Genomic DNA, 16905 nt, shown 5'->3' with positions numbered 1-16905 from the left:
GACACCACCGCTCCCTTTCGAGAGCATTGCTCTCACAACAGAGCAATGCACCACAGGAGTAGTCGTGAACCGTTCCCCCCTCGCCGCTGTGGCCCTGGCCGTCGCGGGTGTCCTGTTCTTCCTCTATCCCGCGATCCGTCCCTCCACCGACACGGCGGCGACCCTGGCGTCCATGCCGTGGGTGCTCGGCCACCTGTTCGCGATGATCGGCTTCATCCTCGTCAGCCTGGCCGTCCTGGCCCTGTACGTCCGCCTGCAGGACCGCCTGGCCCTGCGCGCCACCGTGGTCACCTGGATCGGCGCCGGGCTCACCCTGCCCTACTACGGGGCCGAGGACTTTGGGCTCAACGTGATCGCCAAGCACGTGCCCAACGCGATGGAACTGGCCGAGGAGTTCCGCTACGGGCCGATCGCGATGTCGATGTTCGCCGCGGGCCTGCTGCTGCTCGGCGTCGGCACGGTCATGGCCGCCGTGGTCGTGTGGCGCTCAGGGGTGCTCGCCAAGTGGAGCTGGACGCCGCTGGCGCTGGGATTCGCGCTGTTCATCCCGCAGTTCTTCGGCCCGTATTCGCTGCGGATCGCCCACGGCGCGCTGATCGCCATCGGGGGCCTGTGGGCGGCTTTCGAGATGATGCGCGCACCTCGTGCCAAGTAACGCGATTGGATCACCCCACAGGTGGGAATCCCACAACGGTATCAAGCGTTAGACACCGTGGGAGACAGACCCCCAACGTCGGGGGCCCTGTAGGAGGCATTAAGACATGGGCGAGCGCGCGCTTCGTGGCACCCGGCTCGGGGCAACCAGCTACGAGAACGACCGTAACACGGATCTGGCCCCGCGCCAGGAGGTGTCCTACACCTGTTCCAAGGGTCATCGCTTCGAGGTCCCGCTTGCCGCAGAGGCTGAAATCCCGGCTACGTGGGAGTGCCGCATGTGCGGCGCGACCGCTGTCCGGGTGGACGGCGAACTGCCGGAGGCGAAGAAGGCGAAGCCCCCGAGGACGCACTGGGACATGCTTCTGGAGCGGAGGTCCATCGAGGACCTGGAAGAGGTGCTCAACGAGAGGCTGGCCGTCCTTCGGGCCCAGCGTCGCAAGAGCGCCTGACATTCTTCACGGTGCGACGGCGCCCCGGACCTCAGGGTCCGGGGCGCCGTTGTGCTTTTGGGGGTACGGCGGAGCCAGGAGACAGCCACCCGCCGACGTGAGCGGGCGACCGTCCATCATGGAACGCCTGGCTCACGGGCAGCTCGCCGTTACCTCGGGGCGTGCAGCCGCCCCGAGCTAGTTGCTTCGCGGGACGTCGTCGCGGATGACCTCGCCGTGAACGACGCGGCCGTGCGGGTCCTGCTGGGGTTGCTGCTGGATCAGGTTCGCGTACGGCGAAGCCGCCGTGAGCGTGCGCACCTTCCGCGCGAAGAACCACGAGGCGAGCTTCCGCATCATCGGCCGCGTGAACGGCAGCACGCACAGGAACCCGAGCACGTCCGTCAGGAACCCCGGCGTGAGCAGCAGCGCGCCGCCCACCAGGATCAGCCCGCCGTCGGCGAGCTCCCTGTCGGGCATGCGCCCGTCCTGCAGCGCCGTCTGCAGGTTGCGCCACGCCCTGCGCCCCTCACGGCGCACGATCCACGCGCCCAGCAGGCTGTCGGCCAGCAGCAGCGCCACCGTGGGCCAGCCGCCGATCACCGAGCCCACCTGGATGAGCAGCCAGATCTCCAGGACGGGAACCACCAGGAAGGCCAGGAAAAGCAGGAGCCGCATCATTGCCTCATTCGCGCGTCAGCCGTACGCCATGTCCAACGTACTGCGCGCCTGCGACGTTCCACACGTCTCCACACCGCGTGCCGGCCATTCCCGGTGGCCTCGCCGTTCAGCCCGTGCAGGGCCTGCGGGGGGTGGTTCGCCCCCACCCGACGCCGGGGGTGGAGGGGTCGGTGATCAGCTGCCTCTGTCTGCCGATGAACGGCCATCTGTTCACACCGTGGTTATATGGCCGGTTGCTAGCCGTAGGGTTGCGGTTCGCTTGCGTGACGTCAGTGACGCTGGCGGCGCAAACGGGCAGGAAGCCCCGTGACCCCCCAAACCGTCACCCGCCACAGCGCCTCGGTGATGATCTTGCGGCTCATCTTGCTGTGCCCGATCGTGCGCTCCACGAACGTGATCGGCACCTCGGCGATCCGCAGCCCGTTGCGCGCCGTACGCAGGGTGAGGTCGACCTGGAAGCAGTAGCCCTGCGACTCCACGTCGGACAGCCCGATCTTCTCCAGCGTCGCCGCGCGGTAGGCGCGGAAGCCCGCCGTCGCGTCGCGCACCGGGAGCCCCAGCATCAGCCGCACGTACACGTTGGCGCCCCTGGACAGGAACTCGCGCGACGCGGGCCAGTTGACCACCTTGCCGCCGGGCACCCACCGCGACCCGATCGCCAGGTCGGCGCCCTCGCCCAGCGCCTCGAGCAGCTTGGGCAGCTCCTCCGGCTGGTGGGAGCCGTCGGCGTCCATCTCGACGAGCACCTCGTAGCCCTCGTGCATCGCCCAGCGGAACGCGTCGATGTAGGCCGCGCCGAGGCCCTGCTTCCCCGGACGGTGCAGCACGTGGATGTGGTCGTCGGCGGCGGCGAGCTCGTCGGCGATCTGCCCTGTGCCGTCGGGGCTGCTGTCGTCGGCGACCAGCAGGTGCGCTTCGGGCAGCGCGGCGCGCACGCGGGCGGCGATCAGCGGCAGGTTCTCCCGCTCGTTGTAGGTGGGGACGACCACGAGCACCCGGCCCGGCATCTGCTCCATGTTCAGTCGTTCCTCACCGATTCGTCGCGACGCCTGCCGCGCCACGCGGCGGCACCCACCGCCGCTGCTCCCACCAGTATCAGTGCCCACTCGGGAGCCTGACCCACCTGGGTGGCAATGGTGGCCTCTGTCCGGACGGGCACCTTGACCACGTTCATGTCGGCCACGCGTTCCTTCGTCTGCCAGGCGACCTTACCGTCCGGGGTCACGTAGGCCGAGATGCCGGTCGTCGCGGCGGTGACGACGGCGCGGTTGTGCTCGACGGCGCGCAGCTTGGACATGGCGAGCTGCTGCGGCGGCAGGTTCGTCAGGGCGTAAGTGGCGTTGTTGGTCTGCACCACGAGCGGGGTGCCGCCGGCCTTGACCGTGCCGCGGACGATGCCGTCGAAGGCGACCTCGTAGCAGTTGACCGCGCCGATGGTCACCGGGCCCATCCTGAGCGTGCCGTCCTTGGTGCCGGGGACGGACTGCCTGCCGACCAGCCTGGCGCGTTCGAACAGGGCGAGCACGAGATCCTGGAACGGGGTGAACTCCCCGAACGGGACGAGTTGCTGCTTGTCGTAGTAGGCGCCCGGACCGGTCGCCGGGTCCCAGACGAGGCTGCGGGTGGCGCGGTGCTGGTCACCGATCGCGACGACGGCGCCTACCAGCGTGGGGACGCCGACGTCCTTGACGGAGGCGTCGATGGTGTCGCGGGCGAACGCGTCGCGGTAGGGGTCAATGTCGGTGGAGTTCTCCGGCAGGACCACGATGTCGGGTTTGAGCAGCTTGCCGTCGCGGGCCGCCTGGGCGAGGGCGTGGGTCTCCCTGGCGTGGTTGTTGAGCACGACGGCCGGCTCCTCGCCGAGCGCGTACATGCCCTCGCCGGGGACGTTGCCCTGCACGATGCCGACGTTGACGTTCCGGCCCTCGTCACCCGGCCTGGGTACGGCGAGCGCCAGCAACGGCACCACCAGCGCCAGGCCAGCAGGCACCACCGCATGCCACGCCCACCCAGCCGCCCCGCCCGCCCCGACGAGACCCGCTCCGGCGTGGCCCCCCGTGGCGTCGCCCGCTGTGGCATGGCCCGCTGTAGCGCCCGCTCCCGCGTGACCAGCTGCCGCGCCCGCTCCGGCGAGGCCCGCTGCCGCGCCCGCTCCGGCGAGGCCCGCTGCTCCGGCGAGGCCCCCGGTCACTCCCGCGTCTGCTCCGGCGAGGCCCGCTGTCGCCGCGCTTACTTCCCCATCACCCTTCGCCGCTTCGGTTGCCCCAATAACGGGACTCGTCTGAGGGGTTTTGCGGGAGACCCGGATGGGCTGAGGGGCTTGGAGAAGGCGGAGTACGGCCATGGCCAGCAGGGCGCCGGACAGGGTGACGGCGAACGACACCAGCGGTGCGCCGCCGAGCGCCGCGTAGGAGGTGAAGGCCGACTCGCCCTGGCTGAAGGCGACCCGCGCCCACGGGAAGCCGCCGACCGGGAAGACGCTGCGTCCCCACTCCATCGCCACCCACAGCGCGCCGAACCACACCGGCCACCAGCGCAGCCGGAACACCGGCGCGGCGCAGGCGGCCATGGCGGCGTAGAACAGGCTGGAGACGGCCACGAGGCCGACCCAGGCGTCGTCGCCGATGGGACGCACCCAGGACAGGGTGGGGAACAGGAACACGGCGGCGGCCAGGTAACCGAGCCAGGCGGCGCGGCGGGGGCGGCAGCCGTACAGGGAGATGACGATCAGGGTGATGCCGAGGGGGGCGCACCACCACCAGTCGAGCGGGGGGAAGGCGAGGTAGAGCAGCAACCCTCCAGCCGCGGCGGCCACGATTCTGCCCAGCAGCTTGGCCCGGGACTCGCGGCCGGGCGAGGTGGCACGCGCGGTGACCCCACCGGGAACCGCCCCGCCACCGCCGGGCAGGCCGCCGAGGGAGGTCTCACCGCCGGCGACAGCGCCTTCAGAGGGCGCGATCGCACCATCGGGGAAAGCATGATTGGGGGCCGAGTCGTTAGAGGCCGCGACGTCGTTGGGGGCCAAGTCGCCAAGGGGCGTCTCGGTGGTGGCCGCTCCGGCGCCAAGCGCCCCGTCGGAGGGCATGCCGTCGGAGGGGGCGCCGTCGGGGAACACGTCCTTGGAGGCCACTTCGGCGTCGAGAGCCCCATCGGAGGGCGTCCCGTCGGAGGGCGTCCCGTCGAGGGAAGCGTCCATGAGAGCCACGTCGCCAGGCGACACGGCGTCCAGGGACGCGTCCCTGGAGGCGTCAAGCGCGCCATTGGGGGGCGGGCCGCCGAGGGAAGCGTCCTTTGCGGGCGCGGCGTCGGGGGAAGCGTCCTTGGGAGGCGCGGCGCCAACGGGGGCGCTGGCAGGAGACGTGGCGGCGGCCGGGTCCGGGGTGTCGTCGGTGGGCGTGGTGGGGTTCCCTAGTGGCGGTATGCCCGTCTGCTCCTGCACCACGACCGGGGTTCTCCTCACGCACTCGCACGTCTGCTTGCGCAAACGCTACCGCCCCCCGCGCGCGAAAAGCGCGGTGACGCGTGCGGCGGAACCCTGGAAACGATCAAGGAATGCACGGAAGGGGCGACCCCCGGCAGACGGATGCCGGCGGGCCACCCCCGCGTGTTACTCATGGTCGAGTCTCAACCGCCCCCGCCGAGGTCACCGTCGTGACCGTCGGGCGGAGCGCCGGCGAAGCGCTCTTCCTCGGGTGATCCGTGGCACGGGAGCGGGAAGAGGGCCAGGAAACCCTTCGGACCGGACCCGTCTCGTCGGCGGCGAGCGCGGAGTTCCGTTGTCTACTGGGCTTCCTGGCCCGTCCCGGGTCCAACCCCCCGCCCGGTTGGGGTGCCCCGACTCGACGGACCGACGGCCCTGCACCTGGCTGTGTGGACAGAGTCACACTCTGTCACGGACGCAGGATCCGACGATGTCAGAGACGGCCAACCGGCCAAGTCCCGTGCTGGACTGCGCAGCAAACTACCGACTCCAACTCAGATGTCAACCGTGCCCCGACCAGCGCAAATTTCAAGTTTTCGCAGCTAGGACATGCTCGGCACACGGCTCCAAAGGGGTTATGTCGTCTGATGTCCCCGTGGTTGCAGGGACTCCAGACACGCCGGTAGAGCGCCGTCGAAGACTACCCCGAGCCGCTGCGTGGCCCGGGTCAAAGCCACATACAAGTCGCTCAGACCGCGCGGAGACTCCGAGATGATCAGGTCAGGTGAGGCCACGATCACCGAGTCGAACTCCAGCCCCTTGGCGTCCGTCACCCCCAGCACGGCCACAGGAGCGTCCAGAGCGGCCGCTCCCGGCCCCGCGACCGCCCCCTCGACCGAGGCGGTCACCACGGCTCCCAGCTCCTCCAGCTTCGACTCAGGGACGATCACGACGGTCCTGCCGCCGTCCACGAGCTCCGCCTTGACCAGCTCGGGCAGGTCGGCCAGCGGCGCGCTCCACGGGACCGCCCCGCTCTCGCGCACCGACAGCGGCGCCTCCAGCTCCGGGTCGATCGCGGCCAGCACGTCGGCCGCGACCGCCATCAGCTCCACAGGAGTGCGGTAGTTGATGGTGAGCCGCTCCTGGCGCCAGCGCCCGGCGACGTAGGGGTCGAGGACCTGGCCCCACGAGCGGGCGCCGGCCGCCGAGCCGGTCTGGGCGATGTCGCCCACGATCGTCATCGACCTGGTCGGGTTGCGCCGCATGACGGCCCGCCAGGCCATCGGCGACAGCTCCTGCGCCTCGTCCACGATCACGTGGCCATAGGCCCAGGTACGGTCACCCGCCGCGCGTTCCGCCGTGGTCAGGTACGGCGTGTCGCCGCGGTGGCGTTCGGCGAGCCGTTCGGCCTCCATGACGTCCGACAGGCCCGTGAGTTCGAGGACCTCGCGGGCGTAGGCGACCTCGCGCTCGCGCTCGCTCTCCTCGGCCTGGCGCGCGGCGGCCAGCTCCTCCTCCGCCTGCATGGCGGTGGCGCGCAGCACCTGCTCGTCGATGTCGCCGAGCAGCTCGGCAGCCTCGTCGAGCAGCGGCACGTCGGACTCGGTCCACGCCCCGCCGGTGCGGAGCAGGAGCGCGCGCTCCTGGCGCGTCAGCGCGGCGCCCGCGTGGTCGAGCCGTTCCGCCGAGCCGTACAGGCCCATGAGCAGGCGCTGGGGCGTCAGGTAGGGCCACAGGCGGTTGAGCGCGGTCTTGACGACCGGCTCGGTGCGCAGGTCCTCGCGCAGGTCGGCCAGCTCGTCGTCGTCGATGAGCCCGCGGCCGAGCTTCTTGGCCGCCTGCCTGGCCAGCGCGTTGAGAATCGACCGGACGAAGACGGCGCGCGCCTGGTTGTGGCTGCGGCGCGAGCGGATCGCCTTGTTCCTGGCGTTCTCCATCATCTGCCGGTCGACGGTCAGCGTGTAGCGGCCCAGCGGCAGCTCGATCGCCTGGCGCGGCACCCGCTGGCGGTCGCGTACGGCTCGCGCGATCACCTCGGCCATCCGCGCGTCGCCCTTGATCGCCGCGACCTCCGGCCGCTCGCGCGCGGTGGCCTTGACCCCGGGGAACAGCTCCCCCACGGTCGACAGCAGCACGTCGGTCTCGCCCAGCGAGGGCAGCACCTGCTCGATGTAGCGCAGGAACGTGAGGTTGGGCCCCAGGATGAGCACGCCCCGCCGCTCCAGCTTGTCGCGGTGGGTGTAGAGCAGGTAGGCGGCCCTGTGCAGCGCGACGACGGTCTTGCCGGTGCCCGGCCCGCCCTGCACGACGAGGACGCCGTTGAGGTCGGCGCGGATGACGCGGTCCTGCTCGCCCTGGATGGTGGCCACGATGTCGCGCATGCGGCCGGTGCGCTTCTCGTCGAGGGCGGCCAGCAGCGCTGCCTCGCCGTTCAGCGTGGCGATGTCGGCCTCGGTCAGCCCGTCGAGGTCGAGCAGGTCGTCGTCGACGCCGGTGACCGAGCGCCCCTTGGTCTGCAGGTGGCGACGGCGGGTGACGCCCATCGGCGAGGCCGGGGTGGCGCGGTAGAACGGCTGGGCGACGGGCGCGCGCCAGTCGATGAGCAGCCGCTCCTGCTCGTCGTCGGCCAGGCCGATCTTGCCGATGTAGAGGCGGTCCTGCCCCTCGGCGGGCTCGGCGAGGTCGAGGCGGCCGAAGGCCAGGCCGCGTTCCACGGCCCAGAGCCTGGCCAGCCTGACGGCGTACATCTCGGCGAAGGAGTCGCGCTCCGACCTGTTCTGCATCGTGCCGACAGCGCCGGTGGCCAGCACGTCCTTGAGCTGCTTCTGGGTGCGCTCGCGCAGCACGTCGAGGCGCTCGTACAGCCTGGTGACGTAGTCCTGCTCCTTGACAAGCTCGGTTTGACGGGAAGCCATCGGTCCATTAGTCTTGGTGTTAATGGGACACTCCGGGCCATTCTGCTAGTTGCTACGACAAACCATGACACTAGCACGCTCGTTGAGACACTCACATCTTCTCTTGCTCTGAAGACGGTTACGTCTTGGTTTCGCTACTTGACCTGCACCCCCCGGACTCCATACGTTCACCCTCAAGAAGTTAGGAAAGTTTCCTAACTCCTGAGCAAGGAGTGAACCAGTGAACGGTCCGACGCCGGGGACGCCAAGCCTGCTTCGCGCGATCAACGACCGCGCCGCCCTGCAGGCGCTCCTGGAGCGGGGACCGCTGACCCGTCCCGAGATCGGTACCCTCACGGGCCTGTCCAAACCCACAGCATCGCAGCTCCTGGCCCGGTTGCAAGAGGCCGGGCTGGTCGTGCTGGACGGCATCCGCGAGGGCATGCCCGGCCGTACCGCCGAGGTCTACCGCATCAACCCGGCAGCGGCGCACGTGGGCGCGCTCGACGTGACCCCCGACCGCATCGAGGCCAGCGTCGCCGACATCACCGGCACCGTCGTGGGCACCTACGTGCTGCCGACCCCGCGCCGCGGTGGCGGCGAGCTGGTCGAACGGCTGCGCGCGGCCCTGGACGGCGCCAACACCCCGGGCGCCCGGCTGCGCCAGGTCGTCATCGGCGTGCAGGCGGCCATCGACCCCTCCACGGGCAGGCTCGGGTACGCCACGGCCAAGGACATGCCGGGCTGGCAGATCCCCGCCCTGGTGCCCACGCTCAGCGACGGGCTCGGCATCCCCGTGGCGGTCGAGAACAACGTCAACCTGGTGGCGCTGGCCGAGCAGGCGCACGGCGCCGCCCAGGGCACCTCCGACTTCGTGCTGCTGTGGGCCGACGAGGGCATCGGCTCGGCCATCGTGCTGGGCGGGCGCATGCACCGCGGCGCGACCGGCGGCGCGGGCGAGGTCGGATACATGCCGACCCCCGGAGCGCCGACCGCGCGCGAGGCCGGGCGCTACGCCAACCACGGCTACCAGGCGCTCACCGGCGGCCCCGCCGTACTCAAACTGCTGCGTTCCTACGGCGTGCGCGGCACCGACTTCCGCCAGGCGATCGCCAACGCGGTCAACGCGGCGGAGCGCACCGGGACCAAGGCGGACGACGCCAGGGCCGGGCTGCGCGACATCGCCGCGCGCATCGCGGTGGGACTGGCCGCCATCACCTCGGTCATCGATCCAGGACTCGTCGTGCTGACCGGCGGCATCGTGCTGACCGGCGGCGAGACGCTGCGTGAGCTCGTCGAACACGAGCTGCACGCGCTCACCATCCCCAGGCCGCAGGTGCGGCTGTCGACCGTCGAGGGCAACCCCGTCCTGGCCGGCGCGCTCGACCTAGCCCTCGACACGACCCGTGACGAGGTTTTCAGCTCAACCGTTCCATCTTGAGGAGGCACCCCCCGTGCGCTTCGTTCCCCTAGCAGTCGCCGGCCTGTTGGCCCTGACCGCGTGCACAGCCGGCGCCCCCAAGGACGCGCCGCCCTCGCTGGGCGCCCAGCCGAAACCGTCGGGCAGCGCCTCAGCCGCACTGCCCGCCACGACGCTGGAGCTGTGGCACGGCTTCAGCACCGACACCGAGATCAAGGCGTTCACCGACGTCGTCAACGGCTTCAACAAGAAGTTCCCGCAGATCACCGTCAAGCTGCGCAAGGGCGTGCAGGACGAGAACATCACGCAGGCCATCCGCTCGGGCAAGGTGCCCGACGTAGCGGTCTCCTTCACCACCGACAGCGTCGCCCAGTGGTGCAAGAGCGGAGCGTTCCAGGACCTGACCGCGGTCATCAAGCAGGACGGCATCGACCTGTCGGTGATCCCGCAGGTGGCCCGCGACTACACCGAGTACAACGGCGTGCGCTGCATGATGCCGCTGCTCACCGACGCCTACGGCTTCTACTACAACAAGAAGCTGATGAAGGGCGCCGAGCCGCCCAAGACGCTGACCGAGCTGACGGAGCTGACCAAGAAGCTCACCGTCCGCGACCCGGACGGCACGATCAAGGTGGCCGGCTTCATCCCCAGCTTCACCTACTACGAGAACACCCCCGCGCACATGGCGCCCATGGTCGGCGCCAAGTGGCTCAACGACGACGGCACCTCGGCCATCGGCTCCGACCCCGCCTGGCAGCAGCTGCTGAAGTGGCAGAAGGAACTGGTCGACTGGTACGGCTTCGCCAACCTGGAGAAGTTCCGCAAGGGCCTGGGTGACGAGTGGGGCTCCGACCACCCGTTCTACAAGGACAAGGTGGCGATGATCATCGATGGCGAGTGGCGCACCGCCATGATCGCCAACGACTCCAAGGCCAAGGGGCTCGACTACGGCACCTCGCCGATGCCGGTCGCCGACGACAAGCCCGACCAGTACGGCGCCGGCTTCACCCAGGGCACCGTGGTGGGCGTGCCCAAGGGCGCCAAGAACCCGCAGGCCGCCTGGGAGCTCATCAAGTACCTGACCACCGACACCGAAGCCCTGGTGACGCTGGCCAACGCGCTGCACAACGTGCCCACGACGAAGGCGGCGGCCGACTCGCCCGACCTGGTCAAGGACGAGAAGTTCCAGACCTTCCTCGACATCTTCAACCACCCCAAGACGGTGACGCTGCCCTCCAGCATCAACAGCGTCTTCAACCAGGAGAGCTTCGCCCAGTTCCTGGAGGCGTGGGAGAAGGGGTCGGCCAAGGACCTGAACGCCGGGCTGACCGGCGTGGACAAGCGCATCAACGACCGGCTGAAGCTGTCGGGGAGCTGATCTTCGATGGCATCATCCCACGCCGCGCCGCCCCGCTGGCGGCGCGGCGAGGGCCCGCGCGCCCTCCTGTGGCTGTCCCCGTGGCTGATCGGGTTCGTGGTCTTCCTGGCCTACCCGCTCATCTCCACGGTCTACTACGCCTTCACGAACTATGACCTGTTCACCCTGGAGTGGGTGGGCATGGCCAACTGGGAGTACATCTTCCAGGACGAGATGACCTGGAACGCCGCCAAGAACACGCTGTGGCTGGTGGTCTTCATGGTCCCGGCCACGGTGGTCTTCTCCCTGGTGGTGGCGCAGGTCCTCACCCGGGTCAAGGCCGGCGCGGGCATCCTGCGGACGATCTTCTACCTGCCCTCGCTGGTGCCGATGGCGGCGGGCACGATCGCGTTCGTCTTCCTGCTGAACCCGTCGACCGGCCCGGTCAACACGGTGCTGAGCTGGGTGGGCATCTCAGGTCCCGACTGGTTCGGCGACCCGACGTGGTCCAAGCCGTCGCTGACGCTGCTGAGCCTGTGGAGCTGCGGCCAGCTCGCGGTGATCTTCCTGGCCGCGCTGCTGGACGTGCCCAAGCACCTGTACGAGGCCGCCTCGATCGACGGGGCGGGCGCCTGGCGCCAGTTCCGCAGCATCACGCTGCCGACGATCGCGCCGGTGCTCATGTTCTCCTTCGTCACCAACATCATCTACTCGCTGCAGTACTTCACCCAGGCGATGATCGCCTCGCGGGTGGCCTCGGGCTCGACGGACTCGGCCGGCAGCACCTTCACTCCGGGCTACCCGGAGCAGTCGCTGCTGACCCTGCCCCAGGTGCTGTTCCACGACGGTTTCCGCGACTCGAAGATGGGCCTGGCCTCGGTGCTGGCCATCATCCTGTTCGTCATCTCGATGGTCTTCACCGTGATCCTGCTGCGCCAGTTCCGCCGTGCCGAGGAGGGCGCATGAGCACGTTGACCGCCGTCCCGGTCCCCGTCCGTCCCCGGACGACCGCGCGCAGGGCCAGAGGCAGGAAGACGCTCTACTGGATCGCGACGCACTCGCTGGCCATCGTGCTGGCGATCATCTTCGTCGCGCCCATCGTGTTCGTCTTCCTGACCGCGCTGATGACCGACGAGCAGGCGCTCACCAGCCAGCTGTGGCCGCAGACCTGGAACTGGGAGAACTTCGTCACGGTCTTCGCCAAGTCGGAGCTGCTGCGCTGGGTGTGGAACACCTTCTTCTACGCCGGGCTGGGCACGATCTTCACGCTGCTGTCGTCTGTGCCGGTGGCCTACGCGCTGTCGCGGTTCCGCTTCCGCGGGCGCAGGCTGGCCTTCCTGCTGGTCATCACCATGATGATGCTCCCGCCGCAGGTCATCGCCGTGCCGATCTACACGCTGTGGGCGCGGCTGGACCTGACGGGCACGCTGTGGCCGCTGATCCTGCCGATGTTGTTCGGCGACGCGTTCACGATCTTCCTGCTGCGCCAGTTCCTCATCACCATCCCCCGCGACTACACCGACGCGGCCAGGGTGGACGGCTGCTCCGACTTCAAGACGCTCATCAGGGTCATCCTGCCGATGGCCAAGCCGGCCATCGCCGCCGTGGCGCTGTTCCAGTTCTTCTACTGCTGGAACGACTACTACGGCCCCCTGCTGTACGTCCAGACGGCCGACGAGGGCGACTGGACGCTCTCTCTGGGCCTGGCGACCTTCAAGGCGCTGCACAGCGTGCAGTGGAACCTCACCATGGCCGCCACCCTGCTGGTGACGGCGCCGGTGATCATCATCTTCTTCTTCGCCCAGCGAGTGTTCATCGAGGGCGTCACGTTGACAGGAGTAAAGGGTTGAAACTCGCCGTTGTCGGGGGCGGCTCGACGTATACGCCGGAGCTGATCGACGGATTCGCGCGGCTGAGCGACGAGCTGCCGCTCACCGAGATCTCCCTCATAGATCCCGATATTTCGCGTCTTGAGTTGGTCGCGGGCATGGCCCGCAGGATGCTCGCCAGGGCCGGTCACCCGGCCCGGGTGGTCGCCACCTCCTCGGTGGAGGAGGGCGTGGCCGGGGCGCAGGCCGTCCTGCTGCAGCTGCGGGTCGGCGGGCAGGCGGCGCGCAACGTCGACGAGACGCTGCCGCTTCAGTGCGGCTGCGTCGGCCAGGAGACGACCGGCGCCGGAGGCCTGGCCAAGGCACTGCGCACGGTGCCCCTGGTGCTGGACATCGCCGAGAAGGTCAGGCGGCACGCGCCGGACGCCTGGATCGTCGACTTCACCAACCCCGTGGGCATCGTCACCAGGGCGCTGCTGGACGCCGGGCACCGGGCCATCGGCCTGTGCAACGTGGCCATCGGCTTCCAGCGGCGCTGGGCCGCGAGCCTGGGCGTCACCCCGGACCGCGTCCAGCTCGGGCACGTCGGGCTCAACCACCTCACGTGGGAGCGCTCCGTCCTGCTCGACGGCGTCGACGTGCTGCCCAGGATCATCGCCGAGGGCGGCCAGGAGATCGCCGACTCCCTCGGCCTGCCCCTGGCGCTGATCGAGCGGCTGGGCGTGGTGCCCTCCTACTACCTGCGCTACTTCTACGCCCACGACCAGGTCGTGCAGGAGCAGCGCACCAAGCCGTCGCGCGCGGCCGAGGTGGCCGAGATGGAGACGCGCCTGCTGGAGATGTACGCCGACCCCGCCGTCGACACCAAGCCGGAGCTGCTGGAGCAGCGCGGCGGCGCCTTCTACTCCGAGGCGGCGGTGGCGCTGGTCGCCTCGCTGCTCGGCGACCGGGGCGACACCCAGATCGTCAACCTGCGCAACGACGGCACGCTGCCGTTCCTGGCCGACGAGGCGGTGATCGAGGTCCCGGCGACGATCACAGCGGCGGGAGCCGTACCGCTGCCTGTGGCTCCTCTGGAGCCGCTCTACGCCGGTCTGGTCGCGCACGTGTCCTGCTACGAGCAGCTCGCGCTTGACGCGGCGATCAACGGGGGCGCGCGCCGCGTGCAGGACGCGCTGCTGGCGCACCCGCTGATCGGCCAGGAGGCCACGGCCGACGAGCTGACCCGCCTGCTGCTGGAGGCCAACAGCCGTTACCTGCCGTGGACGGTGGCGTAGTGCGCACTCTGCTGGCCGTCGACGGCGGCAACAGCAAGACCGACGTCGCGCTGGTGGCCGAGGACGGAACGGTCCTGGCCACCGCGCGCGGCGGCGGGTTCATGCCGCAGAGCGCGGGCGTCGGCGCGGCCGTCGACGTCGTCCACGACCTCGTACGGCAGGCGCTCGGTCCTGGCGCCGAGCCCGTCTACGCCGACCACATGTCCGCCTACCTGGCGGGGGCCGACCTGCCCGTGGAGGAGGACGCGCTGCGCGAGGAGTTCGAGGCGCGCGGCTTCGCCAGGCACGTGACGGTGGGCAACGACACCTTCGCCCTGCTCTACGCGGGCGCCTCGGGCCCGTGGGGCGTGGCCGTGGTGTGCGGGGCCGGCATCAACGCGGTCGGCGTCTCCCCCACCGGCCAGGTGGCGCGCTTTCCCGCGCTGGGCAGGATGAGCGGCGACTTCGGCGGCGGGCTCGGGCTCGGCGAGGAGGCGCTCTGGCACGCCGTACGCGCCGAGGACGGGCGCGGACCGCAGACCGCGCTCACCGAGGTGGTCAAGGCCCACTTCGGCGCCTCCTCGGTCGAGCAGGTCGTCCTCGACGTGCACTTCGGCGAGATCGACGAGGCGCGCCTGGCGGAACTGACCCCGGCCCTGCTGGCAGTGGCTTCATCCGGCGACGCGGTGGCTCGCCGGGTGGTCGCGCAGCAGGCGGAGGAGATCACGACCATGGCCGAGGTGTGCCTGCGCCGCCTCGACCTGCTGGACACCCCGACCGAGGTGGTGCTCGGCGGCGGGGTGCTGCGGGCCAGGAACCCGCTGCTCAGCAGCCTGCTGGAGGCCACGTTCGCGGCGCGCGCGCCGCAGGCCAAGCTGGTGGTGGCCGACGCGCCGCCGATCCTCGGATCGGCGCTCAGCGGCCTGGAACGCATGGGCGCGGCCCCCGAGGCCCTGGACCGGCTGCGCGCCTACTACTCGGTCTCCTTGCCCTGAATCTCGGGCGCCCTGTGCTCGTAGGGGGTGCTCAGGACGACGGTGGTGCGGGTGGAGACGTTGGCGGCCGCGCGGATCTGCTGCAGCAGGTCCTCCAGGTCGTACGGCGAGCCCACCCGGACCTTGAGTATGTAACTCTCGTCCCCGGCCACGCTGTGGCACGCCTCGATCTCGGTGAGGTGCGACAGCCGGTCGGGGGCGTCGTCGGGCGCCGCGGGGTCGATCGGCTTGATCGACACGAACGCGGTGAGCGGCAGCCCGATCGCGTCGTAGTCGATCACCGCGGTGTAGCCGCGCACGACGCCGCGCTTCTCCAGCCTGCGCACCCGCTGGTGCACGGCCGACACCGACAGCCCGGTCTCCCTGGCCAGGTCGGTGAAGCTCATCCGGCCGTCCTTCGCCAGAAGCGTGACGATGCGGCGGTCGATCTCCTCCATCGGTCAAAGCTACCGGGAGATGGTCACGAGGAGGTTCCGACGGCCTGGGCGCCGCGCCGCATCGCGTGTTCGACCAGCGCGATGAGCACCTCCTTGCTGGAGTCGCGCCGGCGCGCGTCACACAGCACGATGGGGATCTCCGGCTCCAGCCCCAGCGCGGTGCGCACGTCGCCGACGCTGACCGAGCGGTCGCCGTCGAAGCAGTTGAGCGCGACCACGAAGGGCGTGTGGTGGCGCTCGAAGTAGTCCACGGCCGGGAAGCAGTCGGCCAGCCGCCTGGTGTCGGCCAGCACGACCGCACCGAGCGCGCCCAGGGCCAGCTCGTCCCAGACGAACCAGAACCGCTCCTGCCCGGGCGTGCCGAACAGGTAGAGGGTGTAGTCGTCGCGGATCGAGATGCGGCCGAAGTCCATGGCGACCGTGGTCAGCTTCTTGGCCTCGACGCCCGTCAGGTCGTCCAGGCGCAGCCCGCGGTCGGTGAGCGTCTCCTCGGTCCTGAGCGGCCGTATCTCCGACACCGCCCCGACCATCGTCGTCTTGCCCACGCCGAAGCCACCGGCGATCAAGATCTTGATCGCGGTCGGCAACCGCCAGCGGTCGAGGTTCATCGAGCACCGCCCTGGTACGTTATTGCGCAGGCGAGACGTCACTTTTGTCAGCGGATCTGTAAAGATGCCGAGAATCTCTCACATCGCTCCGCCCCGCACCGAGACACCCTAGCAATGCGACATATTTCACTCAAGACACGACTTGCCCCAGGAACCCCTATATCCCGGTTTGTCGTAAATTTTCTCGCTTGAGTCAGGAGTTGTGTCAGTCCGCGATGTAGCTGATGGACTGGACGGCGTAGCCGGCGGCCTTGGTGCCGCGCACGTGCATGAACATCGCGCCGCCCTCGTAGGAGTAGGCGCAGGAGTAGCCCTTGGTCTCCTTGGAGCAGCCCTGGAAGAAGTGCTCCACGCCCTGCGGGTCGTACTTCACCTTGAACAGCTTCTTGACCGCCGCCTCCGAGGCCGCCTCCAGGCCGCGGTAGCGGTCGCTCTGCTGCCAGGCCTTGAACAGGTACTTGGCGGCCTGCGAGGGCTTGGTGAGGTGGCGGGACTCGTAGACCTTCACGACCTTCGGCCCCGACACGATCATCAGGATGCCGTTCAGCCCGCCGGGCACCTTGACGCTGGTGTGCACGAAGCGGCAGACCTTGCCGGCGCAGCCGGCGAACTTGTCGGGGGCGCGGTAGACGTAGGCGAAGATCGTGTCGACCGCGGCGGGGGTGGCGACCTTGGACGCGCCGAGCTTGTCCTGCGCGAGCCAGGCCTCGAAGAGCTTGTTCGCCGTCTTGGCGGGTGCGGCCTGCTGCTGCGCTGAGGCAGGGGCCGACGTGAGAAGCAGCGCGGCGCCGGCCGCGAACGCGGCTCCGCCGATCATCAGTCGTGTGGACACGGCACGACCGTAGGGGCGGCGGGTTGCACGCAGATTGACCGCGGCTTGCACCCGGCGCGCCGATCCTTTCGCCGGAATATAGGTCGCGTA

General features: G+C 69.8%; 15 protein-coding genes. 8 read left to right on the top strand and 7 right to left on the bottom strand.

Going from position 1 to position 16905, the window contains the following annotated elements:
• Positions 1–64 precede the first annotated feature (64 nt).
• Positions 65–655, top strand: coding sequence for a hypothetical protein (locus ACIBG8_RS01420; protein ID WP_397340453.1), 591 nt, complete (start codon positions 65–67; stop codon positions 653–655).
• Positions 656–761: 106 nt separating this feature from the next.
• Entirely contained in the window at positions 762–1106 is a 345-nt protein-coding gene (locus tag ACIBG8_RS01415) for an RNA polymerase-binding protein RbpA (RefSeq protein ID WP_397340452.1), read from the top strand.
• Between the two features lie 177 nt (positions 1107–1283).
• Here the strand turns inward: ACIBG8_RS01415 and ACIBG8_RS01410 are convergent, their stop codons facing one another.
• From ACIBG8_RS01410 to ACIBG8_RS01395, 4 genes are all read right to left on the bottom strand, one after another.
• On the bottom strand, positions 1284–1763 hold the full coding sequence (locus ACIBG8_RS01410) for an FxsA family protein (protein ID WP_397340450.1): 480 nt from the start codon (positions 1761–1763) through the stop codon (positions 1284–1286).
• A 272-nt stretch (positions 1764–2035) separates the two neighbouring features.
• Entirely contained in the window at positions 2036–2782 is a 747-nt protein-coding gene (locus tag ACIBG8_RS01405) for a polyprenol monophosphomannose synthase (protein ID WP_397340449.1), read from the bottom strand.
• A gap of 2 nt (positions 2783–2784) precedes the next feature.
• The gene (gene lnt, locus ACIBG8_RS01400; RefSeq protein WP_397340447.1) at positions 2785–5226 is read right to left on the bottom strand and encodes an apolipoprotein N-acyltransferase; all 2442 of its coding nucleotides are present in this window, start codon (positions 5224–5226) and stop codon (positions 2785–2787) included.
• Between the two features lie 596 nt (positions 5227–5822).
• Positions 5823–8102, bottom strand: coding sequence for a HelD family protein (locus ACIBG8_RS01395; protein ID WP_397340445.1), 2280 nt, complete (start codon positions 8100–8102; stop codon positions 5823–5825).
• Positions 8103–8322: 220 nt separating this feature from the next.
• On the opposite strand from ACIBG8_RS01395, the gene ACIBG8_RS01390 reads away from it, so the two are divergent.
• The 6 genes from ACIBG8_RS01390 to ACIBG8_RS01365 are packed head-to-tail and all read left to right on the top strand — an operon-like array spanning position 8323 to position 14938.
• The gene (locus ACIBG8_RS01390) at positions 8323–9522 is read left to right on the top strand and encodes an ROK family protein (protein WP_397340443.1); all 1200 of its coding nucleotides are present in this window, start codon (positions 8323–8325) and stop codon (positions 9520–9522) included.
• A 13-nt stretch (positions 9523–9535) separates the two neighbouring features.
• Positions 9536–10879, top strand: a complete 1344-nt coding sequence (locus ACIBG8_RS01385; protein WP_397340442.1) for an ABC transporter substrate-binding protein — start codon at positions 9536–9538, stop codon at positions 10877–10879.
• 6 nt (positions 10880–10885) lie between these two features.
• Positions 10886–11824, top strand: a complete 939-nt coding sequence (locus ACIBG8_RS01380) for a carbohydrate ABC transporter permease (protein WP_397340440.1) — start codon at positions 10886–10888, stop codon at positions 11822–11824.
• Entirely contained in the window at positions 11821–12708 is an 888-nt protein-coding gene (locus ACIBG8_RS01375; protein WP_397340439.1) for a carbohydrate ABC transporter permease, read from the top strand. The genes ACIBG8_RS01380 and ACIBG8_RS01375 overlap by 4 nt, the downstream gene beginning before the upstream one ends.
• Positions 12705–13964, top strand: a complete 1260-nt coding sequence (locus ACIBG8_RS01370; RefSeq protein ID WP_397340437.1) for a 6-phospho-beta-glucosidase — start codon at positions 12705–12707, stop codon at positions 13962–13964. Before ACIBG8_RS01375 ends, ACIBG8_RS01370 begins: the two co-directional genes overlap by 4 nt.
• The gene (locus ACIBG8_RS01365) at positions 13964–14938 is read left to right on the top strand and encodes an N-acetylglucosamine kinase (RefSeq protein ID WP_397340435.1); all 975 of its coding nucleotides are present in this window, start codon (positions 13964–13966) and stop codon (positions 14936–14938) included. Before ACIBG8_RS01370 ends, ACIBG8_RS01365 begins: the two co-directional genes overlap by 1 nt.
• On the opposite strand, the gene ACIBG8_RS01360 is transcribed toward ACIBG8_RS01365, so the two are convergent.
• From ACIBG8_RS01360 to ACIBG8_RS01350, 3 genes are all read right to left on the bottom strand, one after another.
• Complete coding sequence (locus ACIBG8_RS01360) at positions 14917–15375, bottom strand: Lrp/AsnC family transcriptional regulator (RefSeq protein WP_397340434.1); 459 nt, start codon at positions 15373–15375, stop codon at positions 14917–14919. The genes ACIBG8_RS01365 and ACIBG8_RS01360 overlap by 22 nt on opposite strands.
• A 23-nt stretch (positions 15376–15398) precedes the next feature.
• Positions 15399–15983: a GTP-binding protein gene (locus ACIBG8_RS01355; RefSeq protein ID WP_397340433.1), complete on the bottom strand. Its 585-nt coding sequence runs from the start codon at positions 15981–15983 to the stop codon at positions 15399–15401.
• A gap of 205 nt (positions 15984–16188) precedes the next feature.
• Positions 16189–16815: a hypothetical protein gene (locus ACIBG8_RS01350; RefSeq protein ID WP_397340432.1), complete on the bottom strand. Its 627-nt coding sequence runs from the start codon at positions 16813–16815 to the stop codon at positions 16189–16191.
• Positions 16816–16905: the final 90 nt, after the last annotated feature.

The organism is Nonomuraea sp. NPDC050556 (assembly GCF_044457355.1).
GTDB lineage: Bacteria > Actinomycetota > Actinomycetes > Streptosporangiales > Streptosporangiaceae > Nonomuraea.
Note: the sequence above shows the minus strand (reverse complement) of the source record. Positions and strands in the feature narration are given on the sequence as shown.

Bases quoted from the DNA above. Each gene is read 5' to 3' on its own strand.
- ACIBG8_RS01415 (WP_397340452.1), top strand. From the start codon at position 762: ATGGGCGAGCGCGCGCTTCGTGGCACCCGGCTCGGGGCAACCAGCTAC.
- ACIBG8_RS01410 (WP_397340450.1), bottom strand. From the start codon at position 1,763: ATGCGGCTCCTGCTTTTCCTGGCCTTCCTGGTGGTTCCCGTCCTGGAG.
- ACIBG8_RS01405 (WP_397340449.1), bottom strand. From the start codon at position 2,782: ATGGAGCAGATGCCGGGCCGGGTGCTCGTGGTCGTCCCCACCTACAAC.
- ACIBG8_RS01395 (WP_397340445.1), bottom strand. From the start codon at position 8,102: ATGGCTTCCCGTCAAACCGAGCTTGTCAAGGAGCAGGACTACGTCACC.
- ACIBG8_RS01380 (WP_397340440.1), top strand. From the start codon at position 10,886: ATGGCATCATCCCACGCCGCGCCGCCCCGCTGGCGGCGCGGCGAGGGC.
- ACIBG8_RS01375 (WP_397340439.1), top strand. From the start codon at position 11,821: ATGAGCACGTTGACCGCCGTCCCGGTCCCCGTCCGTCCCCGGACGACC.
- ACIBG8_RS01360 (WP_397340434.1), bottom strand. From the start codon at position 15,375: ATGGAGGAGATCGACCGCCGCATCGTCACGCTTCTGGCGAAGGACGGC.
- ACIBG8_RS01355 (WP_397340433.1), bottom strand. From the start codon at position 15,983: ATGAACCTCGACCGCTGGCGGTTGCCGACCGCGATCAAGATCTTGATC.